General features: G+C 68.1%; 20 protein-coding genes. 13 read left to right on the top strand and 7 right to left on the bottom strand.

Features of this window, described 5'->3' with window-relative positions:
* A partial coding sequence (locus AB0J64_RS48435; RefSeq protein WP_364043221.1) for an IS5 family transposase occupies positions 1 to 687 on the top strand: 687 nt, incomplete at its 5' end.
* Positions 688 to 824: 137 nt separating this feature from the next.
* Here the strand turns inward: AB0J64_RS48435 and AB0J64_RS48430 are convergent.
* The 3 genes from AB0J64_RS48430 to AB0J64_RS48420 form a co-directional block, all read right to left on the bottom strand.
* Complete coding sequence (locus tag AB0J64_RS48430) at positions 825 to 2,171, bottom strand: ricin-type beta-trefoil lectin domain protein (protein ID WP_364043220.1); 1,347 nt, start codon at positions 2,169 to 2,171, stop codon at positions 825 to 827.
* Positions 2,172 to 2,227: 56 nt separating this feature from the next.
* Complete coding sequence (locus tag AB0J64_RS48425; protein WP_364043218.1) at positions 2,228 to 2,467, bottom strand: hypothetical protein; 240 nt, start codon at positions 2,465 to 2,467, stop codon at positions 2,228 to 2,230.
* Between the two features lie 307 nt (positions 2,468 to 2,774).
* On the bottom strand, positions 2,775 to 3,137 hold the full coding sequence (locus tag AB0J64_RS48420) for a nuclear transport factor 2 family protein (RefSeq protein ID WP_364043216.1): 363 nt from the start codon (positions 3,135 to 3,137) through the stop codon (positions 2,775 to 2,777).
* Positions 3,138 to 3,485: 348 nt separating this feature from the next.
* On the opposite strand from AB0J64_RS48420, the gene AB0J64_RS48415 reads away from it, so the two are divergent.
* The 7 genes from AB0J64_RS48415 to AB0J64_RS48385 all read left to right on the top strand — a co-directional run bounded on the left by AB0J64_RS48415 (position 3,486) and on the right by AB0J64_RS48385 (position 8,484).
* Positions 3,486 to 4,004, top strand: coding sequence for an ATP-binding protein (locus AB0J64_RS48415; protein ID WP_364043214.1), 519 nt, complete (start codon positions 3,486 to 3,488; stop codon positions 4,002 to 4,004).
* Positions 3,950 to 4,714 (top strand): alpha/beta hydrolase, encoded by a 765-nt coding sequence (locus AB0J64_RS48410; RefSeq protein WP_364043212.1) that lies wholly within the window; start codon positions 3,950 to 3,952, stop codon positions 4,712 to 4,714. Before AB0J64_RS48415 ends, AB0J64_RS48410 begins: the two co-directional genes overlap by 55 nt.
* 30 nt (positions 4,715 to 4,744) lie before the next feature.
* Positions 4,745 to 6,010, top strand: a complete 1,266-nt coding sequence (locus tag AB0J64_RS48405) for a cytochrome P450 (protein WP_364043223.1) — start codon at positions 4,745 to 4,747, stop codon at positions 6,008 to 6,010.
* Positions 6,007 to 6,705, top strand: coding sequence for a helix-turn-helix domain-containing protein (locus AB0J64_RS48400; protein WP_364043210.1), 699 nt, complete (start codon positions 6,007 to 6,009; stop codon positions 6,703 to 6,705). Before AB0J64_RS48405 ends, AB0J64_RS48400 begins: the two co-directional genes overlap by 4 nt.
* A gap of 185 nt (positions 6,706 to 6,890) precedes the next feature.
* Positions 6,891 to 7,151: a type II toxin-antitoxin system VapB family antitoxin gene (locus tag AB0J64_RS48395; protein ID WP_364043208.1), complete on the top strand. Its 261-nt coding sequence runs from the start codon at positions 6,891 to 6,893 to the stop codon at positions 7,149 to 7,151.
* Positions 7,148 to 7,540 carry a type II toxin-antitoxin system VapC family toxin gene (locus tag AB0J64_RS48390; RefSeq protein ID WP_364043206.1) on the top strand — a complete coding sequence of 131 codons (393 nt, stop codon included), beginning with the start codon at positions 7,148 to 7,150 and terminating at the stop codon, positions 7,538 to 7,540. Before AB0J64_RS48395 ends, AB0J64_RS48390 begins: the two co-directional genes overlap by 4 nt.
* A gap of 191 nt (positions 7,541 to 7,731) precedes the next feature.
* A complete protein-coding gene (locus AB0J64_RS48385; RefSeq protein ID WP_364043204.1) occupies positions 7,732 to 8,484 on the top strand; it encodes an SDR family NAD(P)-dependent oxidoreductase in 753 nt (250 codons plus the stop codon).
* 12 nt (positions 8,485 to 8,496) lie between these two features.
* On the opposite strand, the gene AB0J64_RS48380 is transcribed toward AB0J64_RS48385, so the two are convergent.
* The 4 genes from AB0J64_RS48380 to AB0J64_RS48365 form a co-directional block, all read right to left on the bottom strand.
* Positions 8,497 to 10,284 carry an FAD-dependent oxidoreductase gene (locus AB0J64_RS48380; protein WP_364043202.1) on the bottom strand — a complete coding sequence of 596 codons (1,788 nt, stop codon included), beginning with the start codon at positions 10,282 to 10,284 and terminating at the stop codon, positions 8,497 to 8,499.
* A gap of 111 nt (positions 10,285 to 10,395) precedes the next feature.
* Complete coding sequence (locus AB0J64_RS48375) at positions 10,396 to 11,157, bottom strand: methyltransferase domain-containing protein (protein WP_364043200.1); 762 nt, start codon at positions 11,155 to 11,157, stop codon at positions 10,396 to 10,398.
* Positions 11,158 to 11,188: 31 nt separating this feature from the next.
* Complete coding sequence (locus AB0J64_RS48370; RefSeq protein ID WP_364043198.1) at positions 11,189 to 11,821, bottom strand: sulfotransferase family protein; 633 nt, start codon at positions 11,819 to 11,821, stop codon at positions 11,189 to 11,191.
* A gap of 11 nt (positions 11,822 to 11,832) precedes the next feature.
* Positions 11,833 to 12,840, bottom strand: coding sequence for a cytochrome P450 (locus AB0J64_RS48365; protein ID WP_364043196.1), 1,008 nt, complete (start codon positions 12,838 to 12,840; stop codon positions 11,833 to 11,835).
* A gap of 368 nt (positions 12,841 to 13,208) precedes the next feature.
* On the opposite strand from AB0J64_RS48365, the gene AB0J64_RS48360 reads away from it, so the two are divergent.
* From AB0J64_RS48360 to AB0J64_RS48340, 5 genes are all read left to right on the top strand, one after another.
* On the top strand, positions 13,209 to 14,189 hold the full coding sequence (locus AB0J64_RS48360) for an aminoglycoside phosphotransferase family protein (protein WP_364043194.1): 981 nt from the start codon (positions 13,209 to 13,211) through the stop codon (positions 14,187 to 14,189).
* A 342-nt stretch (positions 14,190 to 14,531) separates the two neighbouring features.
* Entirely contained in the window at positions 14,532 to 15,509 is a 978-nt protein-coding gene (locus AB0J64_RS48355) for an ABC transporter permease (protein ID WP_364043192.1), read from the top strand.
* A gap of 1 nt (position 15,510) precedes the next feature.
* A complete protein-coding gene (locus AB0J64_RS48350) occupies positions 15,511 to 16,353 on the top strand; it encodes an ABC transporter permease (RefSeq protein WP_364043190.1) in 843 nt (280 codons plus the stop codon).
* Positions 16,350 to 18,419: an ABC transporter ATP-binding protein gene (locus AB0J64_RS48345; protein ID WP_364043188.1), complete on the top strand. Its 2,070-nt coding sequence runs from the start codon at positions 16,350 to 16,352 to the stop codon at positions 18,417 to 18,419. The genes AB0J64_RS48350 and AB0J64_RS48345 overlap by 4 nt, the downstream gene beginning before the upstream one ends.
* Positions 18,416 to 20,125 (top strand): ABC transporter family substrate-binding protein, encoded by a 1,710-nt coding sequence (locus AB0J64_RS48340; RefSeq protein ID WP_364043186.1) that lies wholly within the window; start codon positions 18,416 to 18,418, stop codon positions 20,123 to 20,125. Before AB0J64_RS48345 ends, AB0J64_RS48340 begins: the two co-directional genes overlap by 4 nt.
* Positions 20,126 to 20,129: the final 4 nt, after the last annotated feature.

The following is a 20,129-nucleotide window of genomic DNA, read 5'->3' as shown; positions in this document are numbered from 1 at the left end:
CTCTATGTCAACCGCACGGGAATTGCCTGGAAATACCTACCGCACGACTTCCCGTCGTACAACACCGTGTACGCCTACTACGCGGCCTGGCGCGACGAAGGGATACTCGCCCAACTTAACTACGACCTGACCGGACTGGCCCGCGCCAAGGCCGGCCGCGAGCCCGAGCCGACCGCCTCCGTGATCGACACCCAGAGCGTCAAGACCTCCACCAACGTACCCCTGGCCAGTCAAGGAACGGACGCCGCCAAGAAGATCATCGGCCGGAAGCGAGGCATCGTCACAGACGCGCTCGGCCTCCTACTCGCCGTCACCGTCACCGCCGCAAGCCTCTCCGAAAACGCCATAGGAATACAACTGCTCAACACCGTCAAGGAGACCTACCCAACCATCACCAAAGCCTGGGTAGACACCGGATTTAAGAACGCCGCAGTCGAACACGGAGCCCGCCTCGGAATCGACGTGGAAGTCGTCAACAGAAACCCCGACGTCCGCGGCTTCCAAGTCGTTAAAAGACGCTGGGTAGCGGAACGCAGCCTCGGCTGGCTTATGTTAAGACGACGCCTGACCCGCGATTACGAAACCCTTCCCCTCAGCTCCGAAGCCATGATCTACATCGCCTCGATTGACAACCTCACCAAACGCATAACGGACGAGACCACCTCAACCTGGCGAGGCACCTACTAGAACATAAGCCGCAAACTACTCAAATCAAATGCCCTCTCAGCTGTACCGAATGATGTTAGCGCTAACACAGCGCGCGTTCGTGTACCGGGCCCGGGAGCGTTCACCCGGCGCGCCCACGGGCCCGGTACGGCATCGCGCTATGTACGGTTCCAGCGCTGGTATGACTGGCTGCCGCAGTCGTACAGGACGATGGGGGTGTTGTCCGCCGTGCCGCCGTTGGAAGGCGTCAGGCAGCGGCCGCTCTGCGTGCCGGCGATCGTGCCGTCAGACCGTATCGTCCACTGCTGGTTGGTTCCGCCGTTGCAGGTCCACAGGATGATCGCGGTTCCGTTCGCGGTGCCGTTGCCGTAGGCGTCGACGCACTTGCCCAGGACCTGCAGGGTCGAGCCGGACTGGGTCACGGTCTGGCCGGTCCCGCCGTTGCAACCGCGCAGGGTGAGCTGGACGCCGTTGGTCGTGCTGCTGTCGGGGTCGTCCAGGCAGGTGCCGGATGCGGCGTTGGTCAGGCGGAAGGTGGCCGGCGGCTGGGAGGTTCCGCCGCCCTTGATGAGGAAGAGGTTGTCGGCAACGTTGTAGTACGTGGCCAGGTAGCTTCCGGCCGGCGGGTTGGTGTTGTAGTAGTCCTCGTGGCCGCAGTCCAGGAGCCGGTCGTGGCTCTGATTGGTGCAGTTGTAGATCAGGGTGACGTCGTCGGCGTCCTTGTAGCACATGACGTCGTACTCATCGACGCAGTGGGCGTGGCCGGAGGCGTGCGGCGCGTTGTTGTTGACGGCGCCGAGCGTGTGGCCCACCTCGTGGGAGGCCACGGCCGAGTCCCAGCAGCCGTTGTCGACGCGGGCGTATTCCGGGCCGACGTTGGAGCGGTTGGCGTCACTCTTGGAGGTGTCGCCGGCGAAGCCGCCGATGCCGCAGTAGACCTGGGCGTCGACGAACTGCAGGTACTTGCGGTCGGTCCGGGTGTAGCCGGCGGCCTGCACGGCGTTGAGCAGGGGCGCCCAGTCGTTGGCGTTGAGAGCCGAGTCGGAGATCTGCACGTCACGGACGACGGGGCGGCACAGGCCGTTGACCGTTTCGGTGACGAAGCGGATGTGGCGCTCGCCGCCGGTCTCGGCCGCGCTGGTGTTGTAAATCGTGTCGACGCCCTCCGCGAGGGTGCGGAACGTCTCCAGGTACTGCTGGTAGCGGCTGGTGGAGCCGTGGATGTAGAGGACCTCCACCCGCTTGCCTGTGACGCCGTCGCCCTCGCACACGGGCAGGCCCGCGGCGGCCGCGGTCTGGGAGACGGGCTGGACCCGGCGTTTGATGTCCAGTCCGGGCGGTGGAGCGTCGGGGCCGTGGGTGCAGACCGCGTGGCGGCTGGTCGTGATCTGGTAGGTGCCCTGGGGGCAGACCGCCGCGCTCGCCGTCGTCGCCCCGAAGGGGACGATCATGGATAAGACCAGGCTGAAGGCGGCGGCCAGGAACAGGGGGATGCGGTTGGACATGCGGGTTCCTTCCGGTGGGGGATGGGCGGGCGCACGACGGCGCCCGCACGGAGGGGCTACTGCTCGCCGGAGGGGGCGGGCGGGAACGTCTGGCCGGCGCCGCCGTCACAGGACTGTGGGACGAGCTGGACGCCTTCGCCGGAGGAGCCGTACGGGACGTCCATACAGGTGCCGCCGTTCTGGTTCACGGCGGTGAAGGTGAACGTCGTGGCGGGACCGACACGGCGCAGGGCGCCGAAGAAGGGCGTGAGCGTCTCACTGAGCCCCCATGCGGGTAGGCGTGACAGTACTCTCACGTCGGTGGAAAGCGCTTCCTGGAGAAGTACGCCTACCCGGCCCACCGGTGACTGCCTAGATTGTTGATGATCACAACAACTCTGACAAGGGCTCTTCACAACTTTTCAGGAAATGACGCTGTACGGCTCCCGTCTATGCCGATGCGGGCTTCCTCAGACGTTCAGGCGGGTGGCCATGCCGTAGAGGAGGCAGTCGACGCCGAGGTCGAGCTGCCATCGGGTGTTGTCCTTGCGGGCGACATCCTCCTCCGCGAGCGGGTTGATGGCTGTCCCCGCGTTCCTCGACCCCGGAGCAGCAGACGTGGCTCTACATTGCGTAGACGGGCGCCAGGTCGACGAAGATGCGGTAGTCCGAGATCAGACCGTCGTCGCGGGTATGCCAGATCGACACGGCCACGACGCTGACGTCCTTGCCGTCGAGCCGCCGGTATGTCACCTCGGTCTCGGCAATGGTGTCGGCGTCGACCTGCCACGTTCTGACGAGCCTGTGCGCCAGGCCCGCGATGGTGGCGAAGAACATCCGCAGCCCCTCGGCGATGGCGTCGCGTCCCACCATGGGCTCGGCATTGCCGAACACCAGCCTGGCGTCCTCCGCCAGCAACTGCACGAACCTGTCGGGCTCGAACGAGTCGACCACCTGGAAAACGCGCCGTGCCTCATCGTCGGACATGCCGATCTCTCCTCCCGCGCGAGGGTCGCTGCTCGGGACGTTACGTGGCGACGGACAAGATGCAACCCCTTCTGGAAGCCAACTGACTGAATCGCACTTCATCCGGAGACGCCATCGCCGCGGATGATCCACATTTCTGCCATTCGCGTTGACAACAGCTCTGTTCCGGCCGATGCTGTCCTCGCGCACGCCCATTTTTTGACCATCGCGCCCAATATTTGGGCATCTGGGAGAAGTCCACGCCGTGTTCGCGATTCATCGCCTGAGACCCGAGTTCGGACGCGCTGCAGCCGTTTCAAGGCGCCCAACGGAGAGCGGCGTGTTACCGCCGATCGCAGGGGGTGCGCCGTGAATGTCGTCACCGACCTTCAGAGCCGGCTGCTCTCCCGCTGGTGCGATCTGCCCCGCTCGCCGATCGCCTCGTCCATCGCGCGCCGCTGGGTGTCGGCCATGCTCGCCTCCTGGGATCTGTCTCTCTCGCCCGCTGACGAGGCGACGATCGCCGAGCTGACCAGTGAACTGGTCACCAACGCGGTCCAGCACGCGGTCACGCCCGCTTGGGGATCCTCCGACATCAGGATCAACGTGCGAGCAGGGGACGTCACGATCTGGGTGGCGGTCTGCGACCACGATCCGACCCTTCCCACGCGCCGGGCCCCCGACTTCCTCGCCGAAAGCGGGCGCGGGCTGTTCCTGGTCGACGCGCAGGCCGACCAGTGGGGCGCTGTCCCGCACGAGAACGGCAAGTACGTTTGGTTCAGCCTGGAATGCCTCGGCGGCATCGACGCCACGAACGCTAAGGAGGATTCGCCATGTCCCCCGTCGTCCTTCCCCACGACGTCCTCGGTTCGGGGCCGCATCGCGTAATCGCGTTGCACGGCTGGTTCGGAGACCGCGGAGCCTTCAGGAAGATCCAGCCGTACCTGAACGGCGAGGCCTTCACCTACGCCTTCCCCGACTACCGGGGATACGGCCAGGCTCGCGACATCACCGGCGAGTACACCCTCGCTGAGATCGCCGCCGATGTGATCGCGCTCGCCGACAAGCTGGGGTGGGAGACCTTCTCCCTGGTCGGTCACTCGATGGGCGGAACGGCGATGCAGCGCGTGATGCTGGACGCGCCCGGCCGGGTCAGCAAGCTCGTCGGCATCTCCGCGGTGCCGGCCTCCGGCGTGCCGTTCGACGACGAGGCCTGGGCGCTGTTCTCCGGCTCCGCCGACGAGCCCGCCGGCCGTCGCGCGATCATCGATCTCACCACCGGCAACCGGCTGCCGGGCCCGTGGCTCGACGAGATGGTCGACAACTCGCTGCGCAACTCCACGGTGACCGCTTACCGGGCCTACCTCGACGCCTGGGCCCGCACCGACTTCCACACCGAGGTGGCCGGCACCACCACGCCGGTGCTCGTCATCGCCGGCGAACACGACCCGGCGCTCTCCGCCGACGTCATGCGGGGCACCTGGCTGCAGTGGTACCCGAACGCCGAACTGCTGACATTCGCGGACGCCGGCCACTACGCGATGGACGAGACACCGCTGGCCCTGGTCTCCGCCATCGAACGTTTCCTGGCCACCTGACGATCTCTTGAAGGGTTGCCCGTGATCGACATGAGTACGACGGCCAACGTGTTCGACCCGCGTATCTACGCACAGGGCATCCCGCACGAGACGTACCGCCGGCTGCGTGACCACGACCCCGTGCGCTGGCAGGAGGAGCACGAGGTCGGCGACTGGCCCGCGGGGCCCGGGTTCTGGGCGGTGACCCGCCACGCCGACGTCGTACGCGTGCTGCGCACGCCGACCGAGTTCAGCTCCTGGCTCGGCGCCACCCAGATCCGCGATCCGGACCCCGCCGACCTGTCGTTCATCCGGCGGATGATGCTCAACCTCGATCCGCCGGAGCACGGCCGGCTCCGGCGGATCGTCTCCGGCGTGTTCACCGCCAGGCGCATCGAGCGCTTCACCGCCGGCGTCGCGGCACGGGCGCGACTGCTCATCGACGACATCGCCGAGCGAGGCGCGTGCGACCTGCCGGCGGACGTGACCGACGACTACCCGATCCACAACCTCGCGGATCTCCTCGGCATCCCGCCCTCCGAGCGCGGCCCGATCCTGGAGTGGACCAACCGCGTGATCGGCTATCAGGATCCCGACCACGCCACCGTCGTCCGCGGCCCGGACGGCAAGCCGGTCAACCCGCGATCCCCGGCCATGCTCGCCGACATGTTCGAGTACGCTCACTCACTCGCCGCCTACAAACGCCGCAATCCGGCAGACGACATCATGACCGCGCTCGCCACGGCCGAGGTGGACGGGCAGCGTCTTACCGATCCCGAACTGTCGATGTTCTTCTTCCTCCTGGTCATCGCCGGCAACGACACTGTGCGATCGGCTCTGCCCGGCGGGATGCTCGCGCTGCTGGACCATCCCGACCAGCATCGCCGCCTGCTCGACCACCCCGATCTCCTCGACTCGGCCATCGAGGAGATGCTGCGCTGGCATCCTCCCGTGCTCAGCTTCCGCCGTACCGCCGTACACGACACAGTCCTGGCCGAGCGGCGCATCGCCGCAGGCGACAAGGTCGTCGTCTTCCACGGTGCCGCCAACTTCGACGAGCGCCGCTTCCCCGACCCGATGCGTTTCGACATCGCCCGAAGCCCCAATGACCACGTCTCGTTCGGGGACGGCCCGCACGTGTGCCTCGGCTCCCGTTTCGCCCGCCTGCAACTGCGCGTGTTCTACCGGGAACTGCTCTGGCGGCTGCCGGACGTGCAACTCGCCGGACCACCTGTCCGGCTGGTGTCGAACTTCATCGGCGGCGTCAAGCACCTGCCGCTGCGCTACACCCCCGTACCTCCCCTGGGCACCGAATGACCACCGACGAGCAGAGCCCGGCCGCCTCCACGGCGGGCTCGAAGACGATCGACACCGGCCTGCGGCTCCTGGAGATCCTCAAGGAGCATCCGGACGGGCTGACCATCACCGAGCTCGCCCAGCTGGCCGGGATCCATCGCAACGCCGTCTCCCGCCACCTGGTCGCACTCGGCAACCACCGGCTGGCCGCCCGGATCGGCACCCGCTACACCCTCGGCCTCGGCATTGTCGAGCTCAACGCCGCCGTGCAGCACAGGCTCCGCACCGCGGCCTCCGCCGCGCTCCAGGTGCTGGCCGACGCCTGCAACGCCACCGCTTTCATCACGGTGCTCGACATCGACGAGAGCCAGGCGGTCGTCCTCACCGTGGCCGAGCCGCGCGTCTCGCAGATCCACGTCGGCTATCGCGCCGGCACGCGGCATCCCGCGGACCGCGGCGCCTCAGGGATCGCCATCCTGGCCGGCCGCCCGCCCCTCCCCGGGGAGCGCCCGGCGATCACCCAGGCTCGCGCCACCGGATACGCGGTCACCGCGGGCGAGCTGCAGCCGGGGGCATGGGGCGTCGCCGTCCCGATCACCACGGCACGGCGCCCGGCCGGTGCCAGCGTCGGCGTGGTGACCATCGGGGTGCGGGACGAGAACGAGATCGCCCCACTCGTACTCAGCGCCGCAACCGAGATCGCAAGGCTCCTCTAGCTGGACGTGGTCGCCTCGCTGGCCCCTGGCGCCCCGGTATACGTGCTGACCTCGGACGATCCTGCATGCGACGGGCTTGACGGCTGCTTTCTCGCCGTCGCCTGCTGAAGGCAGCGGGGAAGACAAAGAGCCTCGATGGTAGACGGGGTAGAATCTGAGTAAGGACAGGGTAGAAGGGGGCGGTTGTGAGTCTGAATATCAAAAACCCCGAGGCCGAGCGGCTGGCAGCGGAGATTGGCGCGCTTACGGGAGAGAGCAAGACCGCAGCCGTCATCTCCGCCCTGCGCGAGCGGCGTGAGCGCCTGCTCGCCAAGCGCCGGGAGGAGGAAGACGCCACGATGGCGGAAGATCTACTCGCGCTCGCCGCGAAGATCCGTACGAGATTGGGTGGTGCGGACCTGTCCACTGACTTCCTGTATGACTCAGAGACGGGTCTCCCCGCTTGATCATTGACACCAGCGCGATTGTCGCGATCCTCAAGGGCGAGCCAGATGCCGCCGCCTTTGGCGCAGCCATCCGAGATGCCGCGTCGCGCCGCATGTCGGCCGCGACCTATCTGGAGGTGGCCGCCGTGGTGGAGCGTACGCGCGATCCGGCCGCTTCTCGGCTCTTGGACGACTTCCTGAACAGGATGAAGGTCGACATCATGCCTGTCACATTGCAGCAGGCACGCATCGCCCGCCGGGCCTACTGGGACTATGGCCGGGGGAGCGGTCACAAGGCTGGGCTGAATTTCGGCGACTGCTTCTCCTATGCGCTGGCAAGAGACTGTCGTGAGCCGCTGCTCTTCAAGGGCGACGACTTCGTCCACACCGACGTCACACCGGTTCTGTGACGATGACGTGCTCCGTGCCGCCGCAACCCTGACATGCCCTCGCCTACGACCTGCGGAGTATCGGTGGCGACCCCCGCGCACGCCCGTGGGCGCAGTCCGAAACGCCCCTCGCGCCTGATGCCCCGGGCCGTCCGCACAGGGCAACCTGTACTCCCAAGGGACGGCCGCGAAGCGCAGAGGGAGTGGAAGTCATGATGTACCCAGACCTGCAGGGCAAGGTGGCGCTGGTTACCGGCGGCTCCGGCGGGATCGGGCGACAGACCGCTCGGGTGCTGGCCGAGCAGGGGATGCGGGTCGTGGTCAACGGGCGTGACCCGGTGGCCGTCGAGGCGGCCGTGAAGGAGATCGGCGGCGCGGCGATCGGCGTGGCCGCCGACACCACCGACTTCGCCGCCGTCGAGGCGATGCGGGAGGAGGTCGAGCGGCGGCTCGGGCCCGTGGACGTGCTGGCGGCCTTCGCGGGGGGCGGGACCGGGATCCCGCGGCCCATCGACCAGCTGAGCGTGGAGGACTGGCACGCCACCGTGAACGCCAACCTCACCTCGGCGTTCCTCACCATCGGGAGCTTCCTGCCCCGCATGAGGGAGCGGCGGAGCGGATCGATCGTCACGATGTCGTCGCTGGCGGCCCGTACCCCGACCGCCGCGTCGGTGGCGTACACGGCGGCCAAGGCCGGAGTCATCGCGCTGACCAGACAGCTGGCCTACGAGCTCGGCCCCACCGGCATCCGGGTCAACGCGGTCGCCCCGTCGACGATCATGACGGAGCGGCTGGAGGAGCGGATGCCGGCGGAGTTCCAGGAGCGGCTGCTGGCCGAGCACCCGCTCGGGCGGCTCGGCACTCCGCTCGACGTGGCGAACGTGACGGCCTTCCTCGCCTCCGAGGCGTCGTCGTGGCTCACCGGGCTCACGATCGACGTCGCGGGCGGCAAGTGGATGCCGTGACGGTCCGGTTCGTCACCCGGTCCGCGGGGGTGCCGCCTGGTCACGGGAGAGGATGGCGGTGAACGCGGCGAGCAGTTCCGCGGCGGGGTCGGCGGCCGGTCCTGTGCTCCGCCAGGCCACGAAGCCGTCCGGGCGCACCAGCACCGCACCGCCTGCTCCGATGCCGTGCCGGGCGGCCGCGTCGGCCGCGGGTGTGCCGGCTGCGGCAAGGTCGGTCCCGAACCGCCGGGCGGTCACCGGTAACGGCAGCTTGCCCGCCGCCGTCACCCAGTCCTGGCCGTCGGGGCCGGCGAGCAGGACGAAGCGCCCGCCGTACAGGTCGATCGTGGACCGCTCGGCGGAGCCGGCGAGCGGGAGATGGGGAGCCCTGGTGCCGGGGTCTCCGCACAGGCCGGACACCTCCGCCGGCGCGGCCGGATCGCTCACGCCGCCTGCCACCGCGGTCGACCGGTCATCGCTCACACCGCCTGCCACCGCGGTCGACCGGTACCGGTGTCCCATCATCACGGTCGAGCGGTCCACCGGCTGCTCATCGGCCATCGGGAGCTGTGCCAGGGTCTCCCCGGGAGCCAGGCGGGACCGGTACCGCGCGAGCGCCTGCCGCAGGGCGAACGCCGCGACCGGGCGGCGCTCGTCCTCGTACGTGTCGAGCAGTCCCTCCCCGGCATGACCATGGACGACGGCGGCCAGCTTCCAGGCCAGGTTGTGCGCGTCCTCCACGCCCACGACACCGCCGAATCCCCCGGTCGGCGGCATGAGATGCGCCGCGTCGCCGATCAGGAACACCGGCCCCTTCCGGTACGTGGCCGCCACGGCCGCGCCGACCTCGAACCGCAGGACGGTCCTGGCCGTGCCGGGTATCTGCGGCCGGAGCACCACCGGCACCGCCGGCAGGCCGGCGGCGGCACGCACCAGTTCGATGCATTCGTCCTCATCCGGCGCGGCGTCGCCCGGACCGTCCGTGGTGCCGAAGACCCAGCGCTGACCCGTCCGGTCCAGCGCCATCAGGTACGTCCTCGGCCGGGGCCGGTCAAGGAAGGCCATGTGCGCGGTACGGCCGGCCAGCGCGGGCCGGAGGTCGGCATCGACCATCAGCGTCAGCAGACGGAAGAAGTCGACCGGCCCGTCCATCGGTATCCCGAGCAGGTGCCGGACCGGGCTGCGCCCGCCGTCGGCCGCGACGACGTACCGGGCCACGAGCCGGTGCCCGGCGCCGTCGAGCTCGCGCAGCCGCGCCTCCACCCCACCCTCATGCCGGGCGAGGCCGAGCAGCTCGGTGCCGAACCGGATCCGTGCGCCGAGCTCGCGCGCCCGGGTCCGCAGCAGGGCCTCCACCCGGTTCTGATCGATGGGTGTGCCGGTGCAAGGGCTGAAGGCGGCGGTTCGCGCGGCGTCATCCTGCTGGTCCACGGGGAGGTACCGGGCACTGGCCAGCGTCTCCGCGCGGATGGCCGTATATTCGGCGGCACTCGCGAAATCCACCCGATTCTTCTGGATCCGGGATTCCAGTCCGACCTGCCGGTAGACCTCCATGAGGCGGGGGACCAGGCTGCGCTGCCTGGGATGGCTCAGCAGGTCGGGGTGGCGCTCCACGAGCGTGCACCGTACGCCGTGATGAGCGAGGAACAGCGCGCAGGACAACCCGGTGAGGCCGCCCCCGACGACCAGCACCTCGGTCTCGTGGGACTGGAGCATCAGACGACCCCCGTTCGTGTCGGTGCGTGGATGCCAGGCCGTGGCCTGATCGCGCAGGATCAGGCCACGGTCACGATCGGTCAGTACCAGTACCGCATGGCGCACCTCCTTTAACTCGCCGCTGCGCCCATCGAGGTCCGATGGGCGGGTTTCGAGGCCCGAACGGCACCTGGCGACATGGCGTGGGCCGTTCGGGGGGCCTCGAGCTCAAAGAGGTCAGCTGTCGTGCCGGGCGATCAGCGTTCCCTTGTCGTCGAGCGGGGTCACCTCGTCGGTGACGGCTGAGCCGCCCACGGCGGTCAGGCCGACCGCGCGCAGGTCGGCGAGCACGTCGGCGGGCCGGTGGAGGTGGTAGTCGCCTTCCATGGTCTCGGTGGCCACCAGCGTGTCGCGGTGGTAGGTGCGGTACACGCGCCGCACCCCGGCCAGGTCGGGGCCGAGCGGCCAGACGGCCGACGACAGGGTGTAGCGGCACTCGCCCTGGCGCGCGCTGCGCACTTCGCGCTCGGGATGGTCGGGGACGACCTCGTCGGTCACCATGTCCATGGCCAGCACACCACCCGGTGCGAGGCACTCGGCCAAGCCGGCGAAGAGCGGCCGACGTGCCTCCGGCGGCACGTCCTCGTACACGGCGGCCAGGTAGATGTAGTCGAAGCGCCGGTCGAAACGGAAGTCCGGCGCGGCGTCGCCGAGCACGGTCACCCGATCGCGCAGGTCCGGCTCCTTGGCCAGCTTGGTCATGAGCACCGCACGCATCGCGGGGGAGGGCTCAAGGCAGTGCACGCTCGCCACGCGCCCGGCCACCGCCAGGGTCATCCGGCCGGTACCCGGGCCGATCTCCAGCGCGTGCCCTCCGGGCGGGGCCAGGCCGGCGAAGAAGGAGACCAGCGCCGCTGAGCCAGGCCCTATGTGCAGGCGGTCCCAGTAGGCTGCCGCCACTCCGTACGGGTCGGTGGTGGATGAGACGGTGAGCGACACTTCCCTGTCCTCTCCTGCCCACACTGCGTTCTCACCGTGGCGGGAGGACCCCGGCCTGTTCGGCGCGGCGCAGATATTCATCAGTGGTGTTCGCCGTGGGAAAGGGCACATCCGGCACGTCGACCCCCAGTGCCGCGCAGAGCGGCTCCCATCCACGCGACGGCTCGAACTCGACGAGCCGGCCGGACGGCACGGCCTTGCGAACCTCGTCCAGATGGGCGAGGTAGACGCCGATGGCGTGGTCGCGATCCTCGAATCGCCCGGAGAACGTTCCCTGCCAGACGATCTTCTCGATGACCTGGTCCCGCACGCTCGTCCCCGGCCCGGCCTCCGCGGGCCTGGTGCGGTACAGCGTGCGGCGCATGCTGGCGTACCACGAGGCCGGGTCCCGCACGATCAGCAGGACTTTCGCCTCAGGAAAGGCGGCGGCGAGCTCTCGCCAGTAGCAGGCCGCGGGCCACGCGATCGTCGAGGCGAAACCGTCGAGCAGCCGTTTCCAATCGGGTTCACCGCCCTCGGCGACCCGCAGCCATTCCTCGGCATGCGCAGGGCTGGTGAAAAGCTCCCTCATGTAATGGCAGGGGCCGAGCCCGAGGGTTTCCAAAGCTAATCGAACGGAAGTGGTCCCGGTGCGCCCGTACGAGGCTCCGACGACCTTCAGCACGTAAACCTCCTTCACCGAAGGGCGACCTCGAAACGCTCAATGCTGCGCGCTGTCAGGTTCGGGAAATATGTCGGCGCGCCGAGCGCCCTGATGCCGGGATAGCGCTCGGCGAGTACGCGGAGCACCACCCGGGTGAAGATTGCTGTAAAGGGTGAGCCGAGGCACGACTTCGGGCCCCGGCCGAAGCCGAGATGCGGATTGGGATGCCGGTCGAGCCGTACCGTGTCGGGGTCGGGAAACCTCGCGGGGTCCCGGTTGGCCGCGCCCAGGAGCAGCGTGACCGCCTGTCCCGCGCGCACCTCGACGCCGCCCAGTTCGGTGTCGCGCACGCACGCGCGGGCGACCGCCTGGATCGGGGAGGCGTAGCGGACCATCTCCTCGACGGCCCGTGCGGTGTCGGCCGCCCGAAACCGCTCCAGCTCGGCGGCCCGCTGGTGGAGCAGGGCGATCGCCACCAGCCCGAGCAGCTTGCTGCCGGAGCTGTAGCCGCTGAACAGCAGCCCTCTGACCGTGTTCTCGACGATGGCCGGGTCCACGCCGCTGCCGGCCGCCCGTTCCGCGATGACGCCGACGACGCCGGTGGGTGGCGGATGGGCGAGCCACTCCTCGACCAGCACGGCCAGCTCCTCCTGCGCCGCCAGCACGGGTCGCGCCCGCTCGGGCCAGAGCCCGGCGTCCATCCCGGCGACGATGTCGCGGGCGATCCGGCTGGACCAGGCCGGATCGGGCGTCGGCACGCCCAGGTACGCGGAGGTCGTCGACAGCGCCAGCGGTTCGGCGAACTCCGTGAGGAACTCGAACGACGGACGGCGGGCCAGCGTGGCCAGCAGTTCGGTCGTGTGCTGCTCGATCATCCGCTCCAGGGCCGGGTGGTCCTGCGCGCGCAGCGCCTCCATGAACAGCCGCCGGACCACGGTGTGCTCCGGTGGGTCCAGGGTCAGCATGTTGATCGCCCGCGGCGGCATCTCCTCACCGACCCGGCGCCAGTCGGCGGCGAAGCTCGCACTGTCCTTCAGCACGGCGACGCAATCGTCGTACCGGCTGAAAATCCATGAGTCAAGGCGGTCGTAGAAAAACACGGGCCTTTCCCGGCGCAGGTTTTCGTACCCGGGATAAGGATTGAGAAGGAGGTCGGGAGAGGCGAGGGAGATAATCGGGTCGTGGTCAATGATTTCCGACAAGAGGCCCCTCTAACCGGCTGTCCAGCCTAATCAGACTCAAGCTCTCTAGAGAGATCGTCTCTCACATCGAGACAGAACACAACCCTCGTCCGGGCAGTCATGTCGACTCGCTGTAAAGGCGCTCAGTGAGTAAACCGATGCTCATGGTAAAGACGGCCGGTGTGACCATGGCGAATCGAAGCCGGCGGGCGTAGGAAGATGGCCGGATGGAGTTCAAGGCGATCGAGCGGGCCGGTGACGCGTTCCAGCGGCCGGTGACCCCCGACCACATCCAGGCCGTGTGCCGCCGCGTCTTCGGCCGGGACGCCCGGTCCGCCGTCGAGCTCGGGCTGGGCGCGTACAACAGCACCTATCGCGTCACCGTCGAAGGCGAGGCGCGGCCGGTGGTGGTGCGGTTCGCGCCCGAGCCCGGCGCGCAGTTCCCCTCCGAGCGGGAATTGATGCGCAACGAGTACGCCACGGTGCCGTACCTCGCCGTCATCGCCCCGCTGATGCCGCGGGTGATCGCGGCCGACTGGTCGCACGAGCTGATCGGCCGTGACTACCTCGTGCAGACCCTCCTCGACGGGGTCCCGGCGCCCGAAGGGCTGCCGGACTACCCCCGACCGGCCTGGGCGCCGTTCTTCCGCCAGCTGGGGGAGATAACCAGGAAGATCCACCAGGTACGCGGCCCGGCGTTCGGGCCGGTTGCGGGCGGCGGGCACGCCACCTGGAGCCAGGCCGTGATCGCCTCGCTGGAGGGCATCGCGGCCGACCTCGACCGCGCGGGGCTGGAGGCCGCCGACCTCCGCAAGGCCGCCGCGCTCGCCGAGGAGAACCGTACGGTGCTCGACGAGATCACCGAGCCCCGCCTGCTCGCCGGCGACCTGTGGACGGTCAACACCATGATCGCCGCCGGAGCCCCCAAGCCGACGATCACCGGCGTGCTCGACCTGGACCGGACCCTGTGGGGTGACCCGGCGGCCGACTGGACCATGCGCATGGTCGCGAAGAAGCGGGACGAGCGTGTGGCGTTCTGGGAGGGGTACGGGGAGCCGGCCCGCGGCGCGGCCGCGACCTGGCGTTTCCTGCTCTATGAGGTACGTCACCTCGGGGCGGTCCGGCTGGAGCGCCACCGCCTGGGCAACGGCGACGGCGTGCGGGACACGTACGAGGCCGTGATCAGGATGTTGTCCGAACTCACTTGACGATCAGGCCGGCGTGAAGTGGGCCACTTTCCGTGATCGTCAAATTATGTCCGGATTCTGTGACACTGGCGCCCGGCGGACGCCGTAAATGATGTCCAAATGATGGGCGTTTGCGCAGGTCGGGAGGGGTTTGGTAAGGTGACCGACCAGCTTCGGGTGGCTATTGCGAGTGACCTGACCGTTATGTCCAACGGTTTCTGACTGTTACATTTTTGCTTATATTCTGCGCGTTGATCGCCATCTCGAGGTGCTTGTGGTTTTCGCAGCCCGAGATGGGTTTTCGTTGCGGGGACACCTCTCCGGATGGAAGCACGTGTCCCCGGTCAGCGCGAACGGAGAGTAATGGGCAGGTACCTGCTCCGCAGGTTGGTTATAAATGTGATCTTGGTTGTGATCGCGGCAAGTCTGGCGTACATGCTCGCTGCCAGCACGATGAACCCGCGATCGGCATACCAAGGGCGCCAGCCTCCGATCGCCGAGGAGGTCATCGACCGCACCCTCGACGCCTACAACCTGAACGACAAGACGCCGGTGCTCCTGCGGTACGCCACCTGGGCGAAGGGCGTCGTCGTCGGCGACTTCGGCAAGACCTGGAACGGCGGCTCGGTCAACGCTGAGATGGGCCGCCGGATCATGGTCAGTCTCAGGTTGATGCTCATCGGCACGATCGTGGGCTTCGTCATCGGCGTGGCCATGGGCGCGTGGTCCGCGGTGAGGCAGTACAAGCTTAGCGACCGGTTAATAGGTGTCGGCTCGTTCGTGATCATGGCGGTACCCGTTCTCGTACTCGCGACCCTGCTGGCGATCGCCACGTACAACCTGAACAGGGGGCTCGGCTTCACGCTGATCGAGTACACCGGTGAGTACAACCCCCGCCTGTCGGGCTGGGACCAGTTCGTCAACCGGCTGAACCACCTGATCCTGCCGACCATCTCGCTGAGCCTCGGCCTGGTCGCCTTCTACAGCCGGATCCAGCGCAACATGATGCTCGACGTGCTGAACCAGGACTTCGTCCGCACCGCGATGGCCAAGGGGCTGCGGCGCAGGACGGCGCTCACCAAGCACGCGCTGCGCACCGCGCTGATCCCCGTCGCGACCTACTTCGCCTTCGCGTTCGGAACGCTGTTCACGGGAGCCACCTTCACCGAGAAGATCTTCGCCTGGCACGGCATGGGTGCCTGGCTGGTCGACTCGATCAACGCGAACGACGTCAACTCCGTCGCCGCGGTGACCTTCTTCACCGCCGTCTGTGTCCTGTTCGCCGCCTTCCTGTCCGACGTGCTGGTGGCGGCCCTCGATCCTCGGGTGCGGGTGAGCTGACATGCGTTCGAAAGTCGTCCTCAGGCGCCTGCTCCGCAACCAGCAGGCCCGTTACGGCTTCGCCGCCCTGATCCTGCTGGTGGCGCTGGCCTACCTCGGTCCCTACTTCGGCTCGTACGACTGGCAGGAGAAGGACTTCATGGCCTTCCTGTCGCCTCCCGACGCCGACCACTGGTGGGGCACCACCTCGATCGGCCAGGACATGTACGCGATCACGCTGCGCGGCATGCAGAAGTCGATCGTCATCGGCTTCCTGGTCGCGCTCATCTCGACCGGTGTGGCGGCGATCGTGGGCGCGTTCGCCGGATATTTCGGTGGCTGGGTGGACAGGGTGCTCATGTGGGGCGTGGACCTGCTGCTGGTCCTGCCCAGCTTCCTGATCATCGCGATCATCTCGCCGCAGCTCAGGGCGGGCTCCTCCTGGCTCTGGTTCGTGGTGCTGCTGGCCGCCTTCTCCTGGATGATCACCTCCAGGGTGGTGCGCAGCATGACGATCTCGCTGCGTGAGCGCGAGTATGTCCAGGCCGCCGTCTACATGGGCATCCCACGCTGGAAGATCATTTTCCGGCACATCGTGCCCAACATGTCCTCGTTGCTGATCATCGACGCGACGGTCAACGTCTCCGGCGCGATCATCGGCGAGGCGGCGCTGTCCTTCTTCGGCTTCGGCATCCAGCCGCCGGACGTCTCGCTCGGCACGCTGATCGCCTCCGGCTCCGGCAACGCCACCGGCTACCCATGGCTGTTCGCCTTCCCCGCAGGCCTGCTGGTGCTCCTGGTGCTCAGCGTGAACCTGATCGGCGACGGCCTCCGTGACGCACTCGACCCGGGGAGCAACTCGTGAGCATCTTGGAGGTCAGGGACCTCACCGTCACCTTCCCCGGCGGCATCGAGGCCGTGCGCGGCGTCAGCTACGAGGTCGAGGCCGGCGAGGTGCTCGGCATCGTGGGCGAGTCCGGCTCGGGCAAGTCGGTGACCTCGCTGGCCGTCATGGGCCTGCTGCCGCCGAACGCCGTGGTCAGCGGCTCGGTCACGCTGCACGGCCGTGAGCTGCTCGGCATGGACGAGGACGAGCAGATCAAGGTCCGCGGCAAGACGATCAGCATGATCTTCCAGGATCCGCTGTCGGCGTTCACGCCCGTCTACACGATCGGCGACCAGATCGCCGAGGCCGTCCGCATCCACCAGAAAATGGGGAAGGACAAGGCCGCCAAGCGGGCTGTCGAGCTGCTCGACCTGGTCGGCATCCCTAACCCGCACCTGCGGGCCAAGTCGTTCCCGCACGAGTTCTCCGGCGGCATGCGCCAGCGGGCGATGATCGCCATGGCCATCGCCAACGACCCCGACCTGCTGATCTGCGACGAGCCGACCACCGCGCTCGACGTGACCATCCAGGCGCAGGTGCTGGAGGTGCTCAAGACCGCGCAGCGGGAGACGGGCGCCGGCATCGTGATGATCACCCACGACCTGGGTGTCATCGCCGGCATGGCCGACCGGGTGCTGGTCATGTACGCGGGCCGGCCGGTCGAGCAGGGGCCGGTGGACGACATCTACTACCGGCCGCGCATGCCGTACACGATGGGGCTGCTCGCCTCGATCCCCCGGATCGACGGCGAGGAGGGGCCGCTCGTGCCCATCGAGGGCAACCCGCCCTCCCCGTCGGCGCTGCCGCCCGGCTGCCCGTTCGCACCGCGCTGCCCGATGAAGGTGGACATGTGCGACGACGAGGAGCCGCCGCTCACCCCCTTCGGGGCCGGGCGCCACGTGGCGTGCATCCGCTCGCACGAGATCGAGCACAAGGGCCTGACCGGGGCCGACGTGTTCCCCGTGCCGGTGATCCCGCCGAGCGACGTCGTACGCGTGCCGCGCGCCGAGCGCCCCACGGTGCTCGAGCTCGACGACATGATCAGGCACTACCCGCTGATGAAGGGCGCGGTCTTCAAGCGCCGCGTCGGCACCGTGTTCGCGGTCGACGGCATCAGCTTCGACATCGCCGAGGGCGAGACGCTGGCGCTGGTGGGCGAGTCCGGCTGCGGCAAGACCACCACGCTCCAGCAGATCATGCAGCTCCAGCCGCCGCAGGGCGGGCGGGTCGTGGTGCTCGGCAAGGACAGCGCCAAGCTCGACGGCGCGTCGCGCAGGGGCCTCCGCCGCGACCTGCAGATCGTCTTCCAGGACCCGATGGCCGCGCTCGACCCGCGCATGCCGGTCGGCGACATCATCGCCGAGCCGCTGCGCGCGCACGGCAAGAAGAACGTGGCCGAGAGGGTCGCTGAGCTGCTCCAGCTCGTCGGGCTCTCCCCTGAGCATGCCGAGCGCTATCCGAACCAGTTCTCCGGCGGCCAGCGCCAGCGCATCGGCATCGCCCGCGCGCTCGCGCTCGAGCCGAAGCTGCTGGTGCTGGACGAGCCGGTCTCGGCACTCGACGTCTCCATCCAGGCCGGTGTGATCAACCTGCTGGAGGAGCTGAAGAACAGGCTGGGGCTGTCGTACCTGTTCGTGGCCCACGACCTGGCCGTGGTCAGGCACCTGGCCGACCGCGTCGCGGTCATGTACCTGGGCAGGATCGCCGAGATCGGCACGGTCGAGAACGTCTACGACCGCCCCGCCCACCCCTACACGCAGGCGCTGCTGTCAGCGATCCCGCTGCCGGACCCCGAGATGGAACGCACTCGCGTGCGGATCCTGCTCGAAGGCGACCTGCCCAGCCCGGCAGACCCACCGTCGGGATGCCGGTTCCGTACCCGCTGCCCCAAGTTCGCCGCGCTCAGCGAGGCGGAACGGCGGCGGTGTGTGGACGAAGAGCCCTCGGTTGCTCGGCTGGCGCGTGCCGTGGACCACGGCGCCGCCTGCCACTACGCGGAGGAGATCGAGGTCATCACGGCCTCGGACGATCAGGAGGAAAAGTGAAGGTTCGTTACCGGGCGGCCGCAGGTGTCGCGGTCCTGGCCCTGGCCGTCGCGGCCTGTGGCGGAGGCGGCGGCGAAGCCAAGAAGCCGAGCGCCGAGCAGTCGCAGCAGGCCCAGAAGCAGATGACGGAGACCCCGGCCATCAGCATCAACCCCGTCCCCTACGACCAGGTCAAGGACGGCGGCACGCTGACGCTGGCGGTCGGGCAGTGGCCGACCCAGTGGAACGGCAACCACGTCGACGGCAACCAGGCCGACACGGCCGACATGCTCGACCCGATCATGCCGCAGCTCATGGTCTCCAATGACAAGGCCGAGTGGAGCGCGAACCCCGACTACCTGGTCGACGTCAAGAACGACCTGTCGTCGGGCAAGCAGGTCGTCACCTACACGCTCAACGACAAGGCCACGTGGTCGGACGGCACGCCGTTCTCGTGGAAGGACTTCGAGGCCGCGTGGAAGGCCAACAACGGCGAGAACAAGAAGTTCAAGCCGGCCTCCACCGACGGCTGGGACCAGATCGAGTCGGTGAAGAAGGGCGACACGGACAAGGTCGCCGTCGTCACCTTCGCCAAGCCGTACCCGGAGTGGGAGGGCCTGTTCTCCCGGTCTCCCAGCCTCTACCCGGCCAAGTACATGGAGACGCCCGAGGCGTACGAGAAGGACTACCTGCAGAAGATCCCGGCCACCGCGGGCCCCTTCAAGGTCGAGAAGATCGACGAGGGCACCAAGACGCTCACGCTCGTGCGTGACGACAAGTGGTGGGGCAAGAAGGCCAAGCTCGACAAGGTCATCTTCCGGGCGATCGAGTCGCCGGAAGCGCAGGTGAACGCCTTCGCCAACGGCGAGCTCGACGGCGTGGAGATCCCGTCCGGCGCCCCGGCCGAGCTGAAGCGGGCCAAGGGAGTCCCGAACGTGGACATCCGCAAGGCGCTCAGCCCGAACTGGCGGCACATCACCGTCAACAACCAGAGCGAGTTCCTGAAGGAGAAGTCGGTCCGCCAGGCCGTCGAGTACGCGATCAACCGTGACGTGATCGCCCAGTCGGACCTGAAGGACATGGACTGGCCGATCCAGACGCTCGGCAACCACATCTTCATGAACAACCACAAGGGGTACGTCGACAACTCCGGCGACCTCGGCAAGTACAACCTGGAGAAGGCCAAGCAGCTGCTGGACGCGGCCGGCTGGAAGCAGGAGGGCGAGTACCGCAAGAAGGACGGCAAGGAGTTCGACCTGAACTTCGTCATCCCGACCGGCACCCCGGTGTCGCAGACGGAGGGCGAGCTCACCCAGGCCATGCTCAAGGAAGCCGGGATCAAGGTCAACATCAAGCCCGTCCCGCTTGACAAGTTCTTCAACGACTACATCATCAAGGGCGACTTCGACCTGGTGCCGTTCTCGTGGATCGGAACGCCGCTCCCCATCGGCTTCCTGAAGCAGGCCTTCAAGACCGGCTCCGAGAGCAACTTCCCCAAGGGCAGTGACCCCGCCCTGGACGCCGCGATCGACGCTGCGGTGAGCGAGATGGACCCGGCCAAGGCCATCGAGAAGGCCAACGCCGCCGACAAGCTCATCTGGGACATGGTGCACACCATCCCGCTGTACCAGCGGCCCGACATCCAGGCGACCAAGAAGACGCTCGCCAACTGGGGCGCGCGTGGCTACCAGAGCCCGGACTACTCGATCGTCGGCTTCACCGGCTGATCAC

This window comes from Nonomuraea sp. NPDC049695 (assembly GCF_040674955.1).
Lineage (GTDB): Bacteria > Actinomycetota > Actinomycetes > Streptosporangiales > Streptosporangiaceae > Nonomuraea > Nonomuraea helvata.
This window is presented reverse-complemented; position numbering and strand designations above follow the sequence as displayed.